At 71.7% G+C, this 19927-nt stretch carries 15 protein-coding genes and 1 pseudogene; 9 read left to right on the forward strand and 7 right to left on the reverse strand.

Annotated elements, in window-relative coordinates; all coding sequences use genetic code 11:
• Window positions 1–204 precede the first annotated feature (204 nt).
• Together ACZ5CW_RS35115 and ACZ5CW_RS35120 are read left to right on the forward strand one after the other, a co-directional pair.
• The gene (locus ACZ5CW_RS35115) at window positions 205–888 is read left to right on the forward strand and encodes a class I SAM-dependent DNA methyltransferase (RefSeq protein WP_468608726.1); all 684 of its coding nucleotides are present in this window, start codon (window positions 205–207) and stop codon (window positions 886–888) included.
• Window positions 889–1057: 169 nt separating this feature from the next.
• On the forward strand, window positions 1058–1582 hold the full coding sequence (locus ACZ5CW_RS35120; protein ID WP_468608728.1) for a CAP domain-containing protein: 525 nt from the start codon (window positions 1058–1060) through the stop codon (window positions 1580–1582).
• 70 nt (window positions 1583–1652) lie between these two features.
• Here ACZ5CW_RS35120 and ACZ5CW_RS35125 read toward each other — a convergent pair whose 3' ends face one another.
• Genes ACZ5CW_RS35125 through ACZ5CW_RS35140 form a run of 4 tightly spaced genes read right to left on the reverse strand, consistent with a single transcriptional unit; the run spans window position 1653 to window position 6399 of the window.
• Window positions 1653–2810 (reverse strand): hypothetical protein, encoded by a 1158-nt coding sequence (locus ACZ5CW_RS35125; RefSeq protein WP_468608730.1) that lies wholly within the window; start codon window positions 2808–2810, stop codon window positions 1653–1655.
• Between the two features lie 50 nt (window positions 2811–2860).
• Window positions 2861–3799: an N-acetylneuraminate synthase family protein gene (locus ACZ5CW_RS35130; protein WP_468608732.1), complete on the reverse strand. Its 939-nt coding sequence runs from the start codon at window positions 3797–3799 to the stop codon at window positions 2861–2863.
• Window positions 3800–3811: 12 nt separating this feature from the next.
• Window positions 3812–5056 (reverse strand): cytidylyltransferase domain-containing protein, encoded by a 1245-nt coding sequence (locus tag ACZ5CW_RS35135; protein WP_468608734.1) that lies wholly within the window; start codon window positions 5054–5056, stop codon window positions 3812–3814.
• 23 nt (window positions 5057–5079) lie between these two features.
• Window positions 5080–6399 carry a DUF6716 putative glycosyltransferase gene (locus ACZ5CW_RS35140; protein ID WP_468608736.1) on the reverse strand — a complete coding sequence of 440 codons (1320 nt, stop codon included), beginning with the start codon at window positions 6397–6399 and terminating at the stop codon, window positions 5080–5082.
• A 198-nt stretch (window positions 6400–6597) separates the two neighbouring features.
• Between ACZ5CW_RS35140 and ACZ5CW_RS35145 the strand changes: the two genes are divergently transcribed.
• The 5 genes from ACZ5CW_RS35145 to ACZ5CW_RS35165 all read left to right on the forward strand — a co-directional run bounded on the left by ACZ5CW_RS35145 (window position 6598) and on the right by ACZ5CW_RS35165 (window position 14377).
• Window positions 6598–7575, forward strand: coding sequence for a glycosyltransferase family 2 protein (locus ACZ5CW_RS35145; protein ID WP_468608738.1), 978 nt, complete (start codon window positions 6598–6600; stop codon window positions 7573–7575).
• Window positions 7572–8906 (forward strand): polysialyltransferase family glycosyltransferase, encoded by a 1335-nt coding sequence (locus tag ACZ5CW_RS35150; RefSeq protein WP_468608740.1) that lies wholly within the window; start codon window positions 7572–7574, stop codon window positions 8904–8906. Before ACZ5CW_RS35145 ends, ACZ5CW_RS35150 begins: the two co-directional genes overlap by 4 nt.
• A 241-nt stretch (window positions 8907–9147) precedes the next feature.
• On the forward strand, window positions 9148–11829 hold the full coding sequence (locus ACZ5CW_RS35155) for a glycosyltransferase family 4 protein (protein ID WP_468608742.1): 2682 nt from the start codon (window positions 9148–9150) through the stop codon (window positions 11827–11829).
• A 279-nt stretch (window positions 11830–12108) separates the two neighbouring features.
• Entirely contained in the window at window positions 12109–13293 is a 1185-nt protein-coding gene (locus tag ACZ5CW_RS35160; RefSeq protein WP_468608744.1) for an acyltransferase family protein, read from the forward strand.
• Between the two features lie 154 nt (window positions 13294–13447).
• Window positions 13448–14377: a class I SAM-dependent methyltransferase gene (locus tag ACZ5CW_RS35165; RefSeq protein WP_468608746.1), complete on the forward strand. Its 930-nt coding sequence runs from the start codon at window positions 13448–13450 to the stop codon at window positions 14375–14377.
• Window positions 14378–14386: 9 nt separating this feature from the next.
• Here the strand turns inward: ACZ5CW_RS35165 and ACZ5CW_RS35170 are convergent, their stop codons facing one another.
• Window positions 14387–15037, reverse strand: a complete 651-nt coding sequence (locus tag ACZ5CW_RS35170; RefSeq protein WP_468608748.1) for a TetR/AcrR family transcriptional regulator C-terminal domain-containing protein — start codon at window positions 15035–15037, stop codon at window positions 14387–14389.
• Between the two features lie 53 nt (window positions 15038–15090).
• Between ACZ5CW_RS35170 and ACZ5CW_RS35175 the strand changes: the two are divergent.
• Window positions 15091–16490, forward strand: a pseudogene (locus ACZ5CW_RS35175) (FAD-dependent monooxygenase).
• Between the two features lie 97 nt (window positions 16491–16587).
• Here ACZ5CW_RS35175 and leuE read toward each other — a convergent pair.
• Window positions 16588–17238, reverse strand: coding sequence for a leucine efflux protein LeuE (leuE, locus tag ACZ5CW_RS35180; RefSeq protein WP_468608750.1), 651 nt, complete (start codon window positions 17236–17238; stop codon window positions 16588–16590).
• A gap of 48 nt (window positions 17239–17286) precedes the next feature.
• Window positions 17287–18867: an acyl-CoA mutase large subunit family protein gene (locus ACZ5CW_RS35185; protein WP_468608752.1), complete on the reverse strand. Its 1581-nt coding sequence runs from the start codon at window positions 18865–18867 to the stop codon at window positions 17287–17289.
• Between the two features lie 81 nt (window positions 18868–18948).
• Between ACZ5CW_RS35185 and ACZ5CW_RS35190 the strand changes: the two genes are divergently transcribed.
• Window positions 18949–19767 (forward strand): L,D-transpeptidase family protein, encoded by an 819-nt coding sequence (locus tag ACZ5CW_RS35190; protein ID WP_468608754.1) that lies wholly within the window; start codon window positions 18949–18951, stop codon window positions 19765–19767.
• Window positions 19768–19927 lie beyond the last annotated feature (160 nt).

Consider the following 19927-nt stretch of genomic DNA (forward strand, 5'->3'; position numbering starts at 1 on the left):
CCCGACTGATCAACTACCCCTCGATCAACAAAAGTTCAGCCCGTTAGGGGAAGAAAATCTGACCGGCGGACGCATGGCGGCGGATTCTGATGGGTAAAACCTCTGTTTCCTCCTTCCACGGATACCACGCCTCGCCTGAGTCACGCTCGTCATGTCCACGAACCGGACCCCAGCGCGAACCGCGTCCCGCTAGGGTCCACGCTCGTGAGCGACTCGACGGCGGACTTCCTGCAGACCACCCGCACCTCCTACGACACGATCGCCAAGGACTACACGGCCGCCTTCCCCGACGGCCTCTCCCATCCCCTGGAGCGCAGCCTGATCACGGCCTTCGCCGAGCTGGTCACGGCGAACGGCACCGCGCCCGTGGCCGACCTGGGCAGCGGACCCGGCCATGTCACCGCGCTGCTCCACAAGAGGGGTGTCCCGGCCTTCGGCGTCGATCTCTCCCCCGCCATGGTGGCCCTGGCCCGCGAGGCCCACCCGCAACTTCGCTTCCACGTGGGCTCGATGACCTCCCTGGACCTGCCGGACGGCACCCTGGGCGGCATCCTCGCCCTCTACTCCACGATCCACGTGCCCGACGCCCACCTGCCGAGGGCCTTCGCGGAGTTCCACCGCACCCTGTCCCCCGGCGGCCACGCCCTCCTCGCCTTCCAGACCGGCGCCGCCCCCGGCCACCTCCATCTGAGCGAACGCTTCGGCCACGAGATCGACCTCCACTACCACTGGCGTACCCCCGAACAGGTCACGACCGCCCTGACCAGGGCGGGCCTGGAACCGGTGGCGACGGTCCGGCGAGAGCCGACGGGCGAGGAACGGCTCCCTCGGGGGTTCGTGCTGGTCAGGAAGCCGCTGGAGGCCGCCGGAAGCGCCCGGCCTCGGTGATCCTTCCGGGCGGCGGGTGTGCGGCGCCGACCGGGGACGCCCCGGCGGCGGCCCGCCCGGGCGACGATCCGCACTGACATGAAAATCCTCCCGAGCGGCAGAAATGCATAAGAGCTGAGAAATGCCGCATTCCCTCGAAGGGGCAGAGCAAAGAGAAAGTAGGAAGACCATGACCGCGACACGCGGGACGACGATGTCCCTCGGGTGTGCCCTCCTCGTGACGCTGCTGCCCGGCGCACCGGCAGCCTGGGCGGGCCCGCCCGTGCCGGCGCCCGGCCGGTGGACGTCCTCCGCACACCGCCGGATCCCGGCCGGTCCGACGGTGGATGTGGCCACCGAGATCAACCGGCGCCGCACCGAAGCGGGGTGCCACCCGGTGCAGCTGCGGGCCTCCCTCAGCCGTGCCGCCCAGGAGCACAGTGCCGACATGGCCCGCCACAGACTTCTCGGCCACACCGGAACGGACGGCAGCCGCCCGGACGACCGGATGCGCGCCGCGGGCTACCACCCCGGCTACGCCGGGGAGGCCGTGGTGGTCGGTTCCCCCACGGCGCACGCGGCCGTCGCGCGGTGGATGGACAGCCCGCCGCACCGCGCCATCATCCTCACGTGCCGTTACACCGACGCGGGCGTCGGCGTGGCGGGCGGCCCCGGCGGCCCCTGGTGGACCCTGGACCTGGCCACGAGGCAGTGAGGCAGGGGCCGACCGGCCCAGGGGGCTTCGTCCGGATCAGCCCGGGTCCGGCCCGGTCCGAACGAAGCCCCTAGGCCGGTGCCACCGCCGCCACCGCCGCCAGCCGGTGCACGTCCTTGGCCGTCCCCGTCACTCCCGACAGGAAGCCCTGGGCCCGAGGGGAGGCGTGTTCGGTCAGCCACGACGGGTCGATGTCGCACACCGCCACCCGGACGCCGGTGCCGGCCAGGGCCAGCGGCAGGGTGTGGACGACCGTGGACGGGAAGCTGAGGATCGTCCGGCCGATGGGACCGCGGCGGGCGATCAGCTCCAGCGGGAGGTCCGGGCGGACTATCTCCAGGCCGGTCTCGGCGGCCAGGCGGTGCAGCTTCTCCGCGCTCTCGCGGCGGTGGGCGAAGTAGCGGGTGGTCCCGTGGGCCTTGGCCAGGCCCCGGACGGCGTCCAGGTACCGGTCGCCGTCCACGACCCCGGTCTCCACCAGGGACGTGCCGACCATGTCCGCGCCCTTGGTGATCCGCGGCGGCCCGAAGCGGGCCCGGGTCCAGGAGAAGTCGTTGGCCGTGACGGTGACGCCCTGCGGGACCTCCGTCACCGGCATGGAGGAGAAGACCTCGACCCGGCGGCCCGCACCGGGCGTCAGCCGACGGCGGGCGGACGAGGACACCGGAGCGAAGAGCAGATCCCGCGGGCCGGGGCGGCCGCCCTTGCGGTGCCAGCGGACCAGGCGCTCGCCCCGGGCCAGCTGGGCGACGAACTCCATCGTCGCCGTGCCGTCGTCGACCACGACCAGTTCGCGGGCCCGGGTGATCGTCAGCAGCAGCTGCACATAGCGGGAGAACGGGTCTCCCATGACGATGCGGTCGGCCCGGCGCAGCGACCCCGCCAGGCCGCCGATCGTGTGGAAGGGCGCGGTCGTGCCGCCCCGCGCCTCCTCCCAGCGCACCCGGTACCCCTCGTCCCGGGCCAGGTCGGCCATGCGGCGCAGCTGGCCCCGGGTCATGGGGTCGGTCGGGGACAGGACGACGACCGTGAGTTCCGCGCCGGCCGCCGGGCTCTCGCCGGCCGCCGGCCGCCGTACCTGCGCGGGCACGGACGGCAGGGTGTCCGGCTCCGCGCCGCGCAGGCCGTGCAGATGCGCCCACTCCAGTACGTTCAGCAGCTGGACCGGGCTCTCCACGAAGGCGAGCGTGCGAGGAGGGTGGCCGGCGTGACCGGCGCGGGGGCTCATCGGCGTACGACCGTCCCGTCGTAGGGCAATCCGTCAGGCGATCGGGGCGCTCAGACCGCGACCGGCTCGCCCGCGGCGGCGGCGATCTCCGCCTCGGCGACGACGCCGCTGACCCGGCGCAGCTTCTTCATCGGGCCCAGCTCGGAGTCGTAGACCTTCTTGACGCCGTCGCCGAGGGAGGCCTCGATGGTGCGGATGTCGCGGACGAGGCGGGTCAGGCCCTGCGGCTCCACCGAGGCGGCCTGGTCCGAGCCCCACATGGCGCGGTCGAGGGTGATGTGACGCTCGACGAAGGTGGCGCCGAGGGCGACCGCGGCCAGCGTGGTCTGCAGGCCGGTCTCGTGGCCGGAGTAGCCGATCGGGACGTTCGGGAACTCCTTCTCCAGCGTGTTGATCACGCGGAGGTTCAGCTCCTCGGCCTTCGCCGGGTAGGTGGAGGTGGCGTGGCACATGAGGATGTTGTCGCTGCCCAGGACCTCGACCGCGTGGCGGATCTGGCGCGGCGTGGACATGCCCGTCGAGAGGATGACCGAGCGGCCGGTGGCGCGCAGGGCGCGCAGCAGCTCGTCGTCGGTGAGGGACGCGGAGGCGACCTTGTGGGCGGGGACGTCGAACTTCTCCAGGAAGGCGACGGCCTCGGTGTCCCACGGGGAGGCGAACCAGTCGATCCCCTTCTCCTTGCAGTACTCGTCGATCTGGCGGTACTCGTCCTCACCGAACTCCACCCGGTGGCGGTAGTCGATGTAGGTCATCCGGCCCCAGGGGGTGTCGCGCTCGATGTCCCACTGGTCGCGCGGGGTGCAGATCTCCGGGGTGCGCTTCTGGAACTTCACGGCGTCGCAGCCGGCCTCGGCGGCCACGTCGATCAGCTTGAAGGCGTTCTCCAGCTCACCGTTGTGGTTGATGCCGATCTCGCCGCAGATGTAGACGGGGCGACCGGGGCCGACCTCGCGCGAACCGAACGTACGCAGACGGGAGTTGGTGCTCATCGGGGGATGTCCTTACTTGGGGAGGGAATCGAGAGAGGGGCCGAGGATCCAGCTGGCGATCTCTCGGATCGCGCCGTCACCGCCGGGGACGGTGGTGACCGCGCGTGCGGCGCCGCGCACGACGTCGTGGGCGCTTGCGACCGCCACGGGCCAGCCGACGAGGGCGAAGCACGGCAGGTCGTTGACGTCGTTGCCGACGTAGAGCACGCGCTCCGGCGCGATGCCCTGCTCCTCGCACCACTGCTTGAGGGCGAGGTCCTTGCGGTCGATGCCGTGCAGCACCGGGAGCCTGAGCTTCCGGGCGCGGGCGGCGACCACCGGGTTCTGTTCCGTGGACAGGATCAGCATCTTCAGGCCGCTCCTGCGCAGGGCGGCGATGCCGAGTCCGTCCCCGCGGTGCACGGAGACGAACTCCCGTCCGTCGGAGTCGATCAACACCCGGTCGTCGGTCTGGGTGCCGTCGAAGTCGAGGACTACGGCGTCGATGTCGTCGTAGGTGGGCAGGGCGCCGGGCCGGTCGGCGTCGAAGAGGGGCGCGAGGGCCCGGGCGCGGGCCAGGTCGTGCGGGTCGTCGATCTCCAGCACCCGGGCCGGGTCGGTGCGGACCAGCTCGGTGTGGCCGAAGAAGCGGTGCCGGTGCTCGCGGAAGCCGGCCGCGTCCATCGCGTAGGCGGCGCCGGTCTCCAGCAGGTCCTGGGGACGGTCCTGGCGGCGCGGACGGAAGGACTTGTCGTGGTTGACGCCGTAGCCGCCGTCCCGCTCGGCCGCGTCGATGTCGTCGGTGCCGTCGCGCCAGATGAAGCCGTGGAAGGCGGCGACGGTGACGGCGGTGTCGGCGCCGTTCTCGACGACCGCGGCGGCCACCCCGTCGATGTCCTCCCGGGCGATGAACGGGCTGGTGCACTGCACGAGCAGCACCACGTCGACCGCCGAGCCGTGCAGTGCCTCGTGGGCGTCCACGGCGTGCAGGACGGCGGCCTCCGAGGTCGCCGTGTCACCGGCGATGGCGGCCGGCCGCAGCACGACCTCGGCGCCGGCCTCCCGCGCGGCGGCCGCGATGGCCTGGTCGTCGGTGGACACGACCACGTCGGTCACCAGCCGGGTCGCCCGGCACTCGCGCACCGCACGGGCCACCAGCGGGACACCGCCCACGGGCGCCAGGTTCTTCGCGGGCACGCCCTTGGAGCCGCCTCGGGCGGGGATCACCGCGAGCACCCGGCGCACCGAAGCGCCGTGGCCCGCTGCCGGGTCGGTCATGACGTCTACTCCTTGGTACGAGGTCACAGCTCTCCCATCCGCCGGATCACCGGGGCGACCCGCTGCACGCCGTGCCGGTAGGCACCCCGCGCGGCGCGGCGCACGATCTGGCGGACGGGGCCGGGTGCCTTGTCGGCGGCGGGCGCGCCGGGCAGCGGGGCGCCGTCGGGGCCGAGGTGGTGGCGGGCGAGGATGCCGGGCAGGTAGCCGGGCGCGGTCTCGGGGGTGTAGTAGGGGTTCAGGGGCGGCAGGGCGCCGGGGCGGTCCAGCAGCTTGGCGATGCGCTCGCGGGCGGTGTCGAATGCGGTGGCGTAGGCACCGTCGGCGGCGATGCCCTGCCGGGCCACCCACTCCTCGTCGGGCACCGGCCGGTGCCCGGCGTCGAGCTGGTCCCAGGAGGCGAGGCAGCCGGAGCCGGTGAAGTGGTGGTTGCCGAGCACCTCGCGCACGCCCAGGTCGGTCAGGACGACCGTGGGGACCCGCCGGTGCAGGGCCTCCAGCGCGGCGGTGGAGCTGACCGTGACCAGCAGGTCGGTGCGGTCGAGCACCTCGCCCATGTGTCCGTAGACGAGGCGGAAGTTGGCCGGCAGGTCCTTGCCCTGGACCAGCTTCTGGTAGGGCAGCTCCTCGATGTGCGTGGTGTGTTCGCCCGGCTTGGAGCGCAGCTTCAGCAGCACCTCGCGCTCGGGGTGCCGGCGGGCGTGCTGGATCAGCCGGTCGAGGAGGTACGTGCGGTCCCTGCGGTTGTCCGGGACGGACGGCTGGGCCGCGAACACCACCGTGCAGGGCTCGCGTTCGCCGGTGTACGGCTCCCCGCCGAGGAAGGGCAGCGCGACCTCGGTGACCGCGGAGGCGTCGGCGCCCACGCCCTCGTACACGGCCCGGAACCGGTCCGCGTCGTGGCGGGAGTTGGCGAGGACGAGGTCCGCGCCGTGCCGCAGCAGCAGCCCGTCGGCGAGCTTCTCGTAGACGACGCCGACGTACCCGGTGATAACCACGGGACGCCGGCCGGAGCCCCAGGCGGCGCGCAGTCCGTGCAGCATCGCCTGGACACCGCCGCCGACCAGGGCGAGGACGAGGACGTCGTACCGCTGCTCGGTGTCTTCGGTCATCGCGCGCAGGAACTCGACGCCGGTGACCTCGCGGAGCGAGTCCGTCCGGACGCCGACTTCCTGGAGCTGGCGGGCTGTCGGGGTGGCGCGTCCCCGCAGGAGGTAGCCGTCGAGCCGGGCCTCGGCAGCCGCGGGAGTGAGACGCCGCGCGGTGAGCGCGCCCCACTTCCACCGGGTGTCGGAGTCCGCCAGGACGGCGACCCGCAGGGACTTCGTTGCACTTGCTGGCACGCCGCAGACGCTAGGAAGCCATTCCGAGGTTCCGCCCAACCTGAATGCAACAAACGGTTAACAGCACATCGCCGAATGGCGAATCGGGTCGCGATCCCTCGGGAAAAAGACCTGGTTCACAGCTTCGCCACGCGTCGTTCACCCGGCATCAAGCAAGTCGTCAAGTCGAATGACGGGCCCCGCCCTAACGTCCCTGACGTGGTCAAGCTCTCCGTCATCGTGCCGTTCTTCAACGTGCAGCAATACGCGCCCGACACGCTCAGAAGCCTGAAGGCGAACGCGCGTGAGGACTTCGAATTCATTCTCGTCGACGACTGTTCCCGCGACGGGACACCAGAGATTCTCGCGCGAGCGGAGCGCGAGCTGCCGGGCGCGGTCCTGGTCCGGCACGAACAGAACGGGGGGCTGGCGACCGCGCGCAACACCGGTATCGACCGGGCGCGCGGCGAGTACCTGACCTTTGTGGACGGCGACGACTGGCTCGCCCCCGGCTACTTCCCGCGGCTGGTCACGGCCGTCGAGGAGCTGGGCTGCGACTTCCTGCGCACCGACCATGTGCAGTGCACCGCGCGGTCGCGCAGCGTGCACCGGGTGCCGGTCGGCCGGCGGAACGTGGTGCTGAACCCGCGCGAGGCGATCCTGCCCGCCGACCGGTCCACCTCCGTGGACTACGCCTACGCCTGGGCGGGCGTCTACCACCGTCGGCTGGTGGACAAGGGGCTGCTGCACTTCACCGACGGGCTGCGCACGGCCGAGGACCGGCCGTGGATCTGGAAGCTGCACCGGGAGGCGGAGTCCTTCGCCGCGGTGAGTCTGCTCGGGGTGTTCTACCGGCGCGGGGTCGCCTCGTCGCTCACTCAGATCGGTGATGTACGGCAGCTCGATTTCATTCGCGCCTTCGATCAGGTCGTCGCGGAAACCGCCCAGGACCCGCAGGCCGACGCGTTGCTGCCGAAGGCCGTCCGCACCTATTGCGCGATCATTTCCCATCATCTGGGATCCATCGAAAGGTTCGAGCCGGCGGTGGCGAAGGAACTGAGATCCCTGAGTGCCGCCGCCCTGCGGCGCATGCCGCAGGACGTGCTGAACGAGGCGCTGGACTCGATGGACCTCCAGCGCGCCACGAAGCTGCGCCGGCTGCGCCGCCGCCCCGCTCCCGCGGGGGTCGCCGCGTGACCACCCAGATCTTCCAGGCGTCGACGCTGTACGGCACGGCCACCCTCGCCGCCGCCCTGGACTCCGGCTGCTTCCGCCCGGCCGACCGGCGGATCCTGCTGGTCTGCAACAACGCGGCCACCCCCGAGACCTCACCGGGGCCGGACGAGATGCCCGGCTTCGAGCGGCTGCGCGACCGGTTCGACGACGTCGTGTCGTACAACGCGGCGATCTTCCCGTTCCACCCGGGCGGCTGGGCACCCCGCGGGGAGGATCTGCCGCTCTGGGAACGGTATCTGCGCCACGAATGGCGACTGGGCGAGGACGACGTCGAGCTGGCCGTCGAGTCCATCCAGGTGAACCCGTCGCTCTGCCTCGCGCAGATCTTCACCGGTGCCCCGGTCACCGTCTACGCCGACGGCCTGATGAGCTACGGCCCCACCCGCAACAAGATCGACCCGCTGGTCGGCACCCGCGTGGACCGGGTGCTCCACCTGGACCTGGTGCCGGGCCTGAAGCCGCTGCTGCTCACCGAGTTCGGGGTGCCCGGCGAGATCGTGCCGACCCCCGCCTTCACCAAGGTGCTCGCCGAACTCGCCTCGGCCGGCGACGAGTCGCCGGCGGTCGAGGGGCCGGCACTGCTGCTCGGCCAGTACCTTTCCGCGCTCGGCATCCTCTCCGCCGAGCAGGAGGAGGACCTGCATGTGCGGATGCTGAAGGGCGCGGCCGGTCTCGGGCACACCGAGGTGGTGTTCAAGCCGCACCCGTCCGCCCCGGCCCGCTTCACCCGCTCCCTGGAGAAGGAGGCGGAGCAGCTCGGGGTGGAGCTGACCGTGGTGGACACGCCGGTCCTCGCCGAGGTGCTGTACCAGCGGATGCGTCCCGCGCTGGTCGTCGGCTGCTTCTCCACCGCCCTGCTCACCGCCTCCGCGCTGTACGGCCTCCCGGTCGCCCGGGTCGGCACCGACCTGCTGCTGGAGCGGCTGACACCGTTCGAGAACAGCAACCGCATCCCGGTCACCGTCGTCGACGCGCTGCTGCCCGGGGTGACGGACCGCGCAGCGGTCGAGGAGCGGCGTCCGGGCATGGACGCCGAGGATCTCGGCGCCCTGATCCGGGCGGTGGGCTTCGCCATGCAGCCGAAGATCCACCCGCGGCTGCGCACGGAGACCGAGCGCTATCTGAGCGGCCACCTCGACGCCCGCACCCTGCGCTACTTCAAGCGCAAGCGTCTGACGTCCTTGGCGCTGCCCGGTGGCATCCCCCAGCGGCTCGCCTTCGTCCGCCGCTACCCCACCGCGCGGCGGATGGCCCGCCGGGCACGGGCGTGGAAGAAGGCCGTCAAGCGCTGACCACACCACCGAGGGGCCCTCGAAGCTCCTTGCTGTCCCACGGCTCCGGTCGCCGTGCGACAGCAAGGGGCTTTTTTCGGCTTGGAGTTCACACGGAGCGCCCGATCACTCAGAGTTCACCGAGGGTTCCCCATAGGTTCGGTTATGCACGGAACCCGGTCGTATTTCATGCACTCATATAAAGATTCGGTGGATCCATGCAGCACCCGCGGTCCACCCGATTGAGGGATTGATTACGTCCATGCGCATCGCTGTGTTTGTGGAGAACCGCAACGGCGTCGGCCTCGCCTCGGAGATCATGAAGGCGCCGGGAGCCGAAGCCCACTCGTTCCATCTGGTCACCGCCGACCGGGACGGGTACGTCGCGGGCTGGATCGAGCAGGAGGCGGCGGCCCGCTTCGACGGCCTCAAGGTGCACAACCTGTTCCAGGTCGACGAGGCGCTCAGCGGTGCGGAGTTCCTCGAGGAGGTGGGGCGCCGCATGCACGCCTACACCGACCTCGAACGCATCGACCGGCTCGTGTTCTTCAACGACCAGTCGCAGCGCGGGCGCCGGGTGGCCGGCGAGCTGGGCCGCACCCTGCCGCTGATCCTCGTTCAGGACGGGCACCTGGATTTCCACTTCAAGAAGACCGGCACGGGCCTGCGCGACCAGAACTGGTACTACGGTTCGTCCTCCCCCGCCGCCGTCTGCGTCTGGGGCCCGGCGACGGCGCACCACCTGATGTTCCGTTCCGCGGACGCCGACGCGCCCGTCCACATCACCGGCGCGCTCGGCCACAGCGACGACCCCCTGCTGCTGCGGGCGGCCCGCTCGACCACCCACCGGCACGCCAAGCGCCCCGGTGAGCCGCTGCGCATCGTCGTCCTCGACCAGCCGCTCGGCGACCAGCGCAAGCTCTCCCGCAACGACCACCGCAAGGCCCTCACCGAACTGTGCGCGGCACTCACCTCCTTCGGCGAGGTGGAGATCAAGCCGCACCCCTCCACGCTCCGCGCCCACCTCGAGTGGCTGCGGACGCTGCCCGACGTGACCGTGCTCGACGAGGGCGCGCTGCTGGAGGCCGAGACCCTCGACGGCTATGACCTCGCGATCACCTTCTTCTCCACCACCTACCTGCAGACGCTGCGGGCGGGCACGCCGCTGATCCTGTTCAGCCCGCCCGCGCTGAACATCGTCTTCCCGACGATCAACCACCCGCTGCTGCGCAACGCCGGCACGGTCGGCGAACTCGTGGACATCGCCTCCGAGCTGCAGCGCACGGGCAAGTTCACCGCCAACGTGCACGGCGAACCGGTCGAGCACTTCGTCAGCTTCCACGACGAGGTCGCCGCCCGCGTCCTGCGCCGCGTCGAGGAGGCCGAGGTCCCCGTCGAGCGCCCCGCCCCCCGCTGGTCGGCGTCGGGCGAGGGGGCGCAGGCTCGTGTGTCGCGCGCCGAGAGCGCCCTGCGCGCCGTCGAGGGACGGCTCAACCGGCCGCGCTCGCTGGCCGTCCTCGGACTGGGTTTCTCCTATGTCACCGGCGTGGCGATCCCCGTGCTCACCTACACCCAGGCGCTGCTCGCCCAGAGCCCGGTCGACATCCGCTACCTCGACCTCGGTGTCTACACCCGCACCGAGGACGTGCTGGCCGACCTCGACGGCGCCGAGGTCGTCCTGATCAACAGTCTCGCCCCGTTCTGGCGTTCGCCCCTGGCCAACGAGCTGACGGAGGCGCTGCACGCCTTGGGCCGCTCCGTGGTGCTGTACGCCCACGAGACCGAGTACGTCATGAACTTCGAGGGCGGGCAGCACTCCCTGCGGCACGCCGAGATGCTCAAGGTGCTGCCCAAGATCAAGGTGCTGTGCGTCTCCACCGCCCAGGCCGACATGTTCCGCCAGCTCGGTGTGAGCGACCCGGTGGTCGTCTACAACACGGTGCCGCCGGACACCCACCGCGCGCGGGCCCGGCGGACGCCGGGAGAGCGGCCGCGGATCGTGATGGTCGGTTCGATGCAGGACCGCAAGGGCCTCGACCTGTTCTCACGGGTCGCCGAACTCGCCGCCGTGCAGGGCCTGCCGTGGCGGTTCGCCTGGATCGGCCACAAGACCTGGCGGATCGCTCCGACGACGCTGCTGTCGGACCGCGTCGAGTGGATGGGAGCGCTCTCGCGTGACCGGGTGCGCGAGGAACTCGCGGCCTCCGACGTGTTCTTCCTGTCCAGCGTGGACGACCCGATGCCGCTGTCGGTGGTGGAAGCGGTGCAGCAGCGGCTGCGTGCGGTCACCTACCACCGCGTGGGCTCCCGGGAGGTGCTGGAGGGGGTGCCCGGCTACCGCTCCTTCGCCGAGTACACACCGGAGTCGGCGCTCGACGCGCTTCGCCAGGTGCTCGACGAGGAGGTGTCGGAGGAGGAGTACCGGGACGTCGAGGAGTTGTTCGACGTCGCCGCCTTCACCGCCCGGATGACGACGGCCCTGAACCTGGCCGGTCCCGACGACGTGCGGCGGCCCGCGCCCGCGGGCGGCGAGGCCGGGACCCAGGAGCCGGACGGCGAGACGACCCACGCCGAGGGGCCGTTCTCCGCGGTGCTCTCCCGGCACGGCAAGTACCTCGCCGAGGACTTCACGCGCCACTTCGGCGCGGGCAAGCACGACGACGCGCTGCGGGTGGGCACCGAGATCCTGCGCCGCAGACAGCCGGTGGACGTGCTCATCGGAATGGCCGAGATACACGCCTCTCGCGGCCACATCGGTGAGGCGTGCCGGCTGCTGTCCGCCGCCGCGATCGCGGGCGGCGACCGGGGCCGGGTGTGGTCGGAGATCTCCCGTGTGGCCGGGGGGCTGGGCGCGCGGGGCAAGTCGATACGGCAGCTCGCCCGCAGGGAGGCGATCCGTATCGACCTCGCCAACCGTTCCGCCCGGCTGCTGAAGTCCGACTGAGCCGGCGGGGGCGGAGGTCCGCGTGCCGACGCCAGGTGAACACGGGCTTTACGGCTGCTTGCCACGGGTTCACCGAATCGTGTGCGGGTGAATGGAGAATCCAGGAAGGGACTCCGGCCAACGGGTTAACGAATGAGGACCGTTGGGCGAATCATCGGCTCGTCGATCACGTCGTTCCGGTGATTCGCCCAGGTGCCGGGGGGCGGCTCTCCCCCGTGCCGGGGACATTCACAGAAGAAGCCGAGACGGTCCGCGCTCGTCGGGTAGGCGCCGAGCACCATGCCTGCTTCCACCCCCGCCCTCGCCGCCGCTCCCGCCGCCACCTCCGGGACGGCCTCCCCCTCCGCCCCCCGCGGGCGCCCGAACCGCCTGCGCGCCCTGGACGGCCTGCGGCTCGTGGCCGCCCTGATGGTCTGCCTCTACCACTACGCCGGCCGCGGCGGACCGGTCTCCGCGTCCTGGCACCAGAGCCCGGCGCACGTCTTCCCGACCCTGTCCCGGGCGGCCGCCTACGGCTGTCTGGGCGTGCAGTTCTTCTTCGTCATCAGCGGTTTCGTCATCTGCATGAGCAGTTGGGGCCGTACCCTCGGCGACTTCTTCCGTTCCCGGGCCGCCCGCCTCTACCCCGCCTACTGGGTCGCCCTGGTGCTGGTCACCGCGGCGGCCGTCGCCCTCCCCGTGGTCGTCGCACCGGTCCGGCCGGACGAGTTCATGGTCAATCTGACGATGCTGCAACAGCCCATGGGCTCACCCCGTGTCCTCGGCGTGTGCTGGACGCTCTGGGCGGAGGTCCGCTTCTACGCGCTGTTCGCCCTGCTGGTCGTCCTGCGCGGTGTCACCTACCGCCGGGTCGTGCTCTTCTGCTGCGTGTGGACGCTGGCGGCGGCGGTGTGCCGGACATCCGGCAACGAGCTGACGGACCAGCTGGTGATGCCGGAGAACGCCCCGTTCTTCATCGGCGGTCTGGCCCTCTACCTGATCCACCGATTCGGCGGCGACCTGCTGCTGTGGGGCATCGTGGCCGTGTCCTGGCTGCTCGGGCAGAGCAACGCCACGCGCGGGCTGTGGCACCCGGGAGCCCAGGGCGACTTCCACCGTGACCCGTGGGTGATCCTGGCGATCGTCACCCTCGCCTTCGCCGCGGTGGCCGCCGTGGCCCTCGGCCGGCCACCGCGGGCCGACTGGTCCTGGCTGGTCGCCGCCGGGGCGCTGACGTATCCCTTCTACCTGGTCCACGAGCACCTGGGCTGGTTCGTGATCCGGGTGCTGCACCGGGGTCTCGGGCTGCCGCCGTGGCCGACGCTCGTCGTGACCGTGCTGGGCATGCTGCTGCTGGCGTGGCTCATCCACCGTTGTGTGGAGAAACCCTTCGGTCCGCGACTGAAAAGGGCGCTGCGGAGGACGCGCACACCGGAAATCTCCCCGCAATTCACCATGCCGAAAGAAGGGAAGGGAACCGGCTGATCTTCGCCGGGGCCGGGAATTGGGCAGCCGTTCACCTCACCGTGGGTTTCGGACCGGCCTTCGGGGCAGGCACGGTAGTGCCCCTGCCGCCCGCGCCACAGGCTTTTCCGCAGGGATCTCACCAGCTGCCGTACCGAGGGAGTTCCTCCACCGCATGGCCACCACGCAGGAAGCGACGCGACCGCCCCTTCGTCTCGACGACGTACCCGGCTGGTTCCCGGTGCTCGACCAGCTGCTCTTCGACTGGCTCCTGAGCCGGCAGGAGGCCGCCGGGTTCCACGGCGACCTCCTGGAGGTCGGGGTCTACATGGGCAAGAGCGCGATCTTCACCGGCCGGCACCGGCGGCCGGGTGAGCGGTACACCGTGTGCGACCTCTTCGAGGGCGACGCGCCGGACGACGCCAACCGGGCCGAGTCGACCAAGTCCTACAGCGCGCTGACCCGGCGTGTCTTCGAGGAGAACTACCGCGCCTTCCACGACGAACTCCCCCGTGTGCTCCAGGGGCCCAGCTCCCTGGTGCCCACCGAGGTCGCACCGGACTCCTGCCGGTTCGCGCACATCGACGGCTCGCATCTGTACGAGCACGTGCGCGACGACATAGGGGCGGCGCACGATCTGCTGCTGCCCGAGGGCGTCGTCGTGCTCGACGACTTCCGTTCCGAGCACACACCCGGTGTGTCCATAGCCGCCTGGGAGGCCGTGCTCAACCGCGGCCTGCGTCCCATCTGCCTGAGCACCCAGAAGCTCTACGGCACCTGGGGCGATCCGGAGCCGGTCCAGGAGGAGCTGCTGGCCATGGTGCGCGAGCGGTCCGACTGCCATCTGAGCGTCCAGGAGGCCGCCGGGCACCGGATCGTGCGCCTGAAGTCCCGGGGGATGACGGCGCCGGCGTTCCCGCCCTCCCGCTACGCGGAGGCAGCCGCCGCGGCGCCCGGGACGCCGGATCAGGCGCCTGCGACGGCACCGGCCCCGGCAGCGCCTGCCCGGTCCCGGTACGGCAGGCGGGCGCGCCGGGTCGCCGTCGACCTGCTGCCGCCGGTCGTCACGCGGGCGATACGCAACGCGCGCGCGGCCCGGAGCTGACCCCCTGGCTCAGCCGACGCGGTACCGCGCCTCGACACCGGCGATCACCACCGCCAGCCCTTCCTCGAACTGCTGGTCGTAGTCGTCGAAGAGCACCTTCCCGGCCTCGGCCGCGAGCGGGTGGTCGGCCATGCGCCGGGCGCGTTCCTCGATGTCGTACCCCTCCCGGCGCTCGCCCGGCAGGGGTACGACGCCCTGTTCCTCGGTGACGAAGCCGATGGTGAACATGTTCGCGGTCCGCGCCGCGTTGACCGCCTGGGTCAGGCTGAGACCGGCGGCGGTGAGGACCCGCAGGTACTCCTCCATCTCGCGGGCGTGGTGCGTGCCCGTGAAGCGGGAGCCGCTGAAGACCTTGGCGCCGTCGCGATAGCCGAGCAGCGCGTTGCGCAGTGCGCGGTTGGCCTTGAGCAGCCGCTCCTGCCAGGTGTCGGCGGGGTCGAGGACGGTGCCGGCGACCATCCGCCGGTACATCTCCGTCGCCATCTCGTCCAGCAGCGCCTGCTTGTCCTTGAAGTGCCAGTACAGCGCGGGCGCCTTGACGTCCAGTTCCTTCGCGATGGCGCGCAGGGTCAGCCCGTCCAGGCCGACCTCGTTCAGCAGCCGCAGCGCGGTGTCCGCGACCCGCTTCCGGTCCAGCGGCGCCCGTCGTTCCGTACTCACGCTTGACAGCTTAACAGCGTTAAGGGCACCCTCGTCAGGGTCGTGACTTAACGGTGTTAAGGAGATGTGCGGTGGATGTTCTGATAGTGGGCGCGGGTCCGACGGGTCTCACCCTCGGCATCGACCTCGCCCGGCGCGGGGTGGAGGCGCTGGTGCTGGAGCGGGACGGGGAGCTGTTCCCCGGCTCGCGCGGCAAGGGGATCCAGCCGCGCACCCAGGAGGTCTTCGACGACCTCGGCGTCCTCGACGCGATCCGCGCCGCGGGCGGGCCGTATCCGGCCCGGATGGTCTGGCAGGACGGCGAGCGGGTCGGCGAGCAGCCGATGTTCGAACCGGTGGAGGCCGACGAGGGCACGCCGTACACGGATCCGCTGATGGTCGCGCAGTGGCGGACGCAGGAGATCCTGCACGCGCGGCTGACGGAACTGGGCGGCACGGTCGCCTTCGGGCGCGAGGTGACGGGGCTGGAGCAGGACGCCGAGGGCGTGACCGTGCGGTTCGCCGACGGTGCGACCGCCCGTGCGCGGTACGTCGTCGCGGCCGACGGCGGCCGCTCGGCGGTGCGGCGTGCGGTGGGCGTGGGGATGACCGGGGAGACGGTCGACCCCAGTCCGTTCCTGGTGGCGGACGTGCGGGTGCGGGGGCTCGACCGGGACCACTGGCACGTCTTCCCGGGGAGCGACGGCACCTTCGTCGGCTGTGCCCGCTGGCCGGCACGGCCGACTTCCAGCTGGCGGCACGCCTCCCGGAGGACACCGGACCCGACCTGTCCCTCGACGGCGTCCGCAAGCTGGTCGCCGCGTACACGCACCTCGACGCCGAGGACGTCACCGAGCTGCGCTGGGCCTCGGACTTCCGGCCACGCGCCGCCCTGGCGGACCGCTTCCGGGTCGGCCGGGTCCTCCTCGCCGGGGACGCGGCCCACGTGCACTCACCGGCGGGCGGACAGGGCCTGAACACCAGCGTGCAGGACGCCTACAACCTGGGCTGGAAGCTCGGCGCGGTGCTGCGGGGCGGGGCTCCGAAGACCCTGCTCGACACCTACGAGGAAGAACGGCGGGCGAACGCCGCCGCCATGCTGGGCCTGTCGACGGGCGTCCACCGCGGCGAGGTGCGGCGGGGGAAGGCGACGGTGCAGCTCGGGCTGGGATACCGGGATTCGTCCCTGAGCCTCGACACCCGTGGGGGCGCCGACGGGGTGCGCGCGGGCGACCGGGCACCGGACGGCACGGTGGACGGAGTACGGCTCTTCGACGCGTTCCGGGGGCCGCACTGGACGCTGCTCGGCGCGACGGCCTCCCTCCCCGGCGTACGGACGCTGCCGGCCGCCCCGGAGTCCTACGGCCCGGGTGTCTTCCTGGTCCGCCCCGACGGCTATGTGGGCTGGACGGGCGAGACGGCCCAGGGGTTGGCGCAGTACGCGGCACACACCGGAGTCCTCGGAGCGCCCTAGGGCGAAACCCTGCCGGGGGCGCGGGGAACGGCGCGCTCAACCACAACGAACGGGCACCCGAAAGAGCACCCTCCGCCGGCCGAACCCCGGCGAAGCCTCACGCGCCGGCCAGCGACAGCTTCACCGCGAACCCGAGGAACAGCGCGCCGGCCGCCGAGGTGGCCGTCGCCGACAGCCGCTTGCGGCGCCGGAAGGCGGCGGCGAGACGGGTGCCGCTGAATATCAGCGCGCTGAGGTAGAGGAAGCTGGCCAACTGGGCGAAGGCGCCGAGGACGACGAAGGAGAGGGCCGGGTAGGCGTAGCCCGGGTCCACGAACTGCACGAAGAAGGCGACGAAGAACAGGATCGCCTTGGGGTTGAAGAGGCTGACGACGAGGGCACGGCGGAACGGCCGCTCCTCGGCGACCGCGGTGGGCGCGGCCTCCTCGGCGGCCTGCTCCCGCCGGGTCCGCCACATCCCCCACGCGGCCCGCAGCATGCCGATCGCCAGCCAGGTCAGATAGCCGGCACCGGCGTACTTCACGATCCCGAACAGCACCGCGTTCGCCTGGAGGAGGGAGGCGACGCCGGCGGCGGACAGCGTCATCAGCACGGTGTCCCCGCACCACACCCCGGCCGCGGCGGTGTAACCCGCCCGGACTCCGCGGCGGGCGGCGACGGAGAGCACGTACAGCGAGTTGGGGCCGGGCAGCAGGACGATCAAGGCAAGACCGGCCAGATAGGTGGGGAGATCGATGACGCCGAACATGAGAAGGAGTGTCGCACGGAGGTACGACATCGCCTCCGGCGCAGGTGCTCAGAACGCGTCGCTCGGCACATGACTGCCCCACACCTCCCGCAGCGCGTCGCACACCTCCCCCACCGTCGCCCGCCCCCGCAGCGCCTCCTTCATCGGGTACAGCACGTTGTCCTCCCCCGCGGCCGCCTTCTTCAGCGCGGCCAGCGCCGCGTCGACCGCCCCCTGATCCCGTTCGGCCCGCAGCCGGGCCAGCCGCTCCGCCTGCCGCGTCTCGATGGCCGGGTCCACGCGCAGGGGCTCGTACGGCTCCTCCGCGTCCAGCCGGAAGCGGTTGACGCCCACGACCACCCGCTCACCGGAGTCGGTCTCCTGCGCGATGCGGTACGCGTTCCGTTCGATCTCCGCCTTCTGGAAGCCCCGCTCGATCGCCGCCACCGCGCCGCCCAGGTCCGCCACCCGCCGCATCAGGTCGACGGCCGCCTCCTCCACCTCGTCCGTCATCCGTTCCACCGCGTAGGAGCCCGCGAAGGGGTCGACCGTCGCGGTGACGTCCGTCTCGTACGCCAGCACCTGCTGCGTCCGCAGTGCCAGCCGCGCGCTCTTGTCGGTCGGCAGGGCGATCGCCTCGTCGAAGGAGTTCGTGTGCAGCGACTGCGTGCCGCCGAACACCGCCGCCAGCGCCTGCACCGCCACCCGGACCAGGTTCACCTCCGGCTGCTGCGCGGTCAGTTGCACACCCGCCGTCTGGGTGTGGAAGCGCAGCATCAGCGACTTGGGGTTCCGCGCGCCGAACTCCTCCCTCATCACCCGCGCCCAGATCCTCCGGGCCGCGCGGAACTTGGCGACCTCCTCCAGCAGCGTCGTACGGGCCACGAAGAAGAAGGACAGGCGCGGGGCGAAGTCGTCGACGTCCATGCCCGCCGCCACCGCCGTACGGACGTACTCGATGCCGTCGGCCAGCGTGAACGCGATCTCCTGCACGGGGGAGGCGCCCGCCTCGGCCATGTGGTAGCCGGAGATCGAGATCGTGTTCCACTTCGGGATCTCGGCGGTGCAGTACCGGAAGATGTCGGCGGTCAGGCGCAGGGAGGGCTTCGGCGGGAAGATGTACGTGCCCCGCGCGATGTACTCCTTGAGGACGTCGTTCTGGATGGTCCCCGTCAGACGGTCGGCCGGGACCCGCTGCTCCTCCGCCACCAGTTGGTAGAGCAGGAGCAGCAGAGCCGCCGGGGCGTTGATCGTCATCGACGTCGAGACCTGGTCCAGCGGGATGCCGTCGAACAGCACCCGCATGTCCTCGAGGGAGTCGATCGCCACGCCGACCTTGCCGACCTCGCCGTGCGCGAGGGGCGCGTCGGAGTCGTGGCCCATCTGGGTGGGCAGGTCGAAGGCGACGGACAGGCCGGTGGTGCCGTGCGCGATCAGCTGCCGGTAGCGGGCGTTGGACTCCACCGCCGTGCCGAAGCCCGCGTACTGGCGCATGGTCCAGGGGCGGCCCGTGTACATGCTCGGGTACACCCCGCGCGTGAACGGGTACGCGCCCGGGTCACCCAGCCTTCCGGCCGGGTCCCAGCCGGTCAGGTCGGCCGGCCCGTAGACCGGCTCGATCGGCAGGCCCGACTCCGACTCACGCGCCATGGATGCCTCCGCAGCAGTACGTCCGTACTCCCCACCATGCCCCGTAGTTCGGCGGCGGTCACGCGGGGAAGCATCCCCGGCATGAGGATCCCGGGGAGACCTGCCGCCGTACTCGCCTCGGCCGCCGTACTCGCCGCGCTCAGCGGCTGCACCGTTCCGCCCGCGGACGCCGACGGCAAGAACCACTCACCGATCCATGTCCAGCTGCCCTCCAGCCGCGCTCCCGAACCCACCCGGACGGCCCACGACCCGCCGCCCGTACCGGCGCCCCCGGTCGTGTGGGCGCGCGGCGCCACCGGCTCGGGCGTGCGGGAGCTGCAGGCCCGGCTCCGCCAGGTCGCCTGGCTGTTCGACGGGCCGACGGGGGTCTACGACGATGCGACCGAACGGGCCGTCCGGGGCTTCCAGGGCAAGCGCGGGCTGCCCCGCACCGGCGAGCTGGACACCGTCACCTGGCAGCGGCTGCTGGCGATGACACATCGGCCGGGCCACTGGGAGCTGTACCTGATGGGCGGTCAGCCGGCCGACGCGCCGGACCCGCGCTGTCTGACCGGCCGGGTGCTGTGCATCAGCAAGACCAGCCGGACGCTGCGCTGGATGATCGACGGCCGGACGGTGTCGACGCTGTCCGTCCGCTTCGGCACCCAGTACACCCCGACCCGTGAGGGTGTGTTCCATGTCTACTGGAAGTCACGGCACCATGTGTCGACCCTCTACGACTCGCCGATGCCGTACGCGATGTTCTTCAGCGGCGGCCAGGCGGTGCACTACTCGTACGACTTCGCGGCGCGCGGTTACGCGGGCGGCTCGCACGGGTGCGTGAACGTCCGGGACGAGACGGCGATCGCTCAACTGTTCGCACAGGTGAGGACCGGCGACAAGGTCGTCGTCCACTGGTGAGGGTGGTCTGCCGCACGCGGTGGTGCGTTTGCGGGGCGGGGGGGGGGGGGGGGGGGGGGGGGGGGGGGAGTTGGGGGAGGGGGAGGGGGGGGGGGGGGGGGGGGGGGGCGGTGGGGGGGGGGGGGGGGGGAGAAAGAACCCCTCGACCGCCCGAACCGAC

Source organism: Streptomyces sp. NPDC031379 (assembly GCF_055569615.1).

What these genes read in the sequence shown, in the direction of transcription:
- ACZ5CW_RS35135 (WP_468608734.1), bottom strand. Translation starts at nt 5,056, where the DNA reads ATGACCGACCCGGCAGCGGGCCACGGCGCTTCGGTGCGCCGGGTGCTC.
- ACZ5CW_RS35130 (WP_468608732.1), bottom strand. Translation starts at nt 3,799, where the DNA reads ATGAGCACCAACTCCCGTCTGCGTACGTTCGGTTCGCGCGAGGTCGGC.
- leuE (WP_468608750.1), bottom strand. Translation starts at nt 17,238, where the DNA reads ATGTTCGGCGTCATCGATCTCCCCACCTATCTGGCCGGTCTTGCCTTG.
- ACZ5CW_RS35120 (WP_468608728.1), top strand. Translation starts at nt 1,058, where the DNA reads ATGACCGCGACACGCGGGACGACGATGTCCCTCGGGTGTGCCCTCCTC.
- ACZ5CW_RS35125 (WP_468608730.1), bottom strand. Translation starts at nt 2,810, where the DNA reads ATGAGCCCCCGCGCCGGTCACGCCGGCCACCCTCCTCGCACGCTCGCC.
- ACZ5CW_RS35165 (WP_468608746.1), top strand. Translation starts at nt 13,448, where the DNA reads ATGGCCACCACGCAGGAAGCGACGCGACCGCCCCTTCGTCTCGACGAC.
- ACZ5CW_RS35155 (WP_468608742.1), top strand. Translation starts at nt 9,148, where the DNA reads ATGCGCATCGCTGTGTTTGTGGAGAACCGCAACGGCGTCGGCCTCGCC.
- ACZ5CW_RS35190 (WP_468608754.1), top strand. Translation starts at nt 18,949, where the DNA reads ATGAGGATCCCGGGGAGACCTGCCGCCGTACTCGCCTCGGCCGCCGTA.
- ACZ5CW_RS35160 (WP_468608744.1), top strand. Translation starts at nt 12,109, where the DNA reads ATGCCTGCTTCCACCCCCGCCCTCGCCGCCGCTCCCGCCGCCACCTCC.
- ACZ5CW_RS35185 (WP_468608752.1), bottom strand. Translation starts at nt 18,867, where the DNA reads ATGGCGCGTGAGTCGGAGTCGGGCCTGCCGATCGAGCCGGTCTACGGG.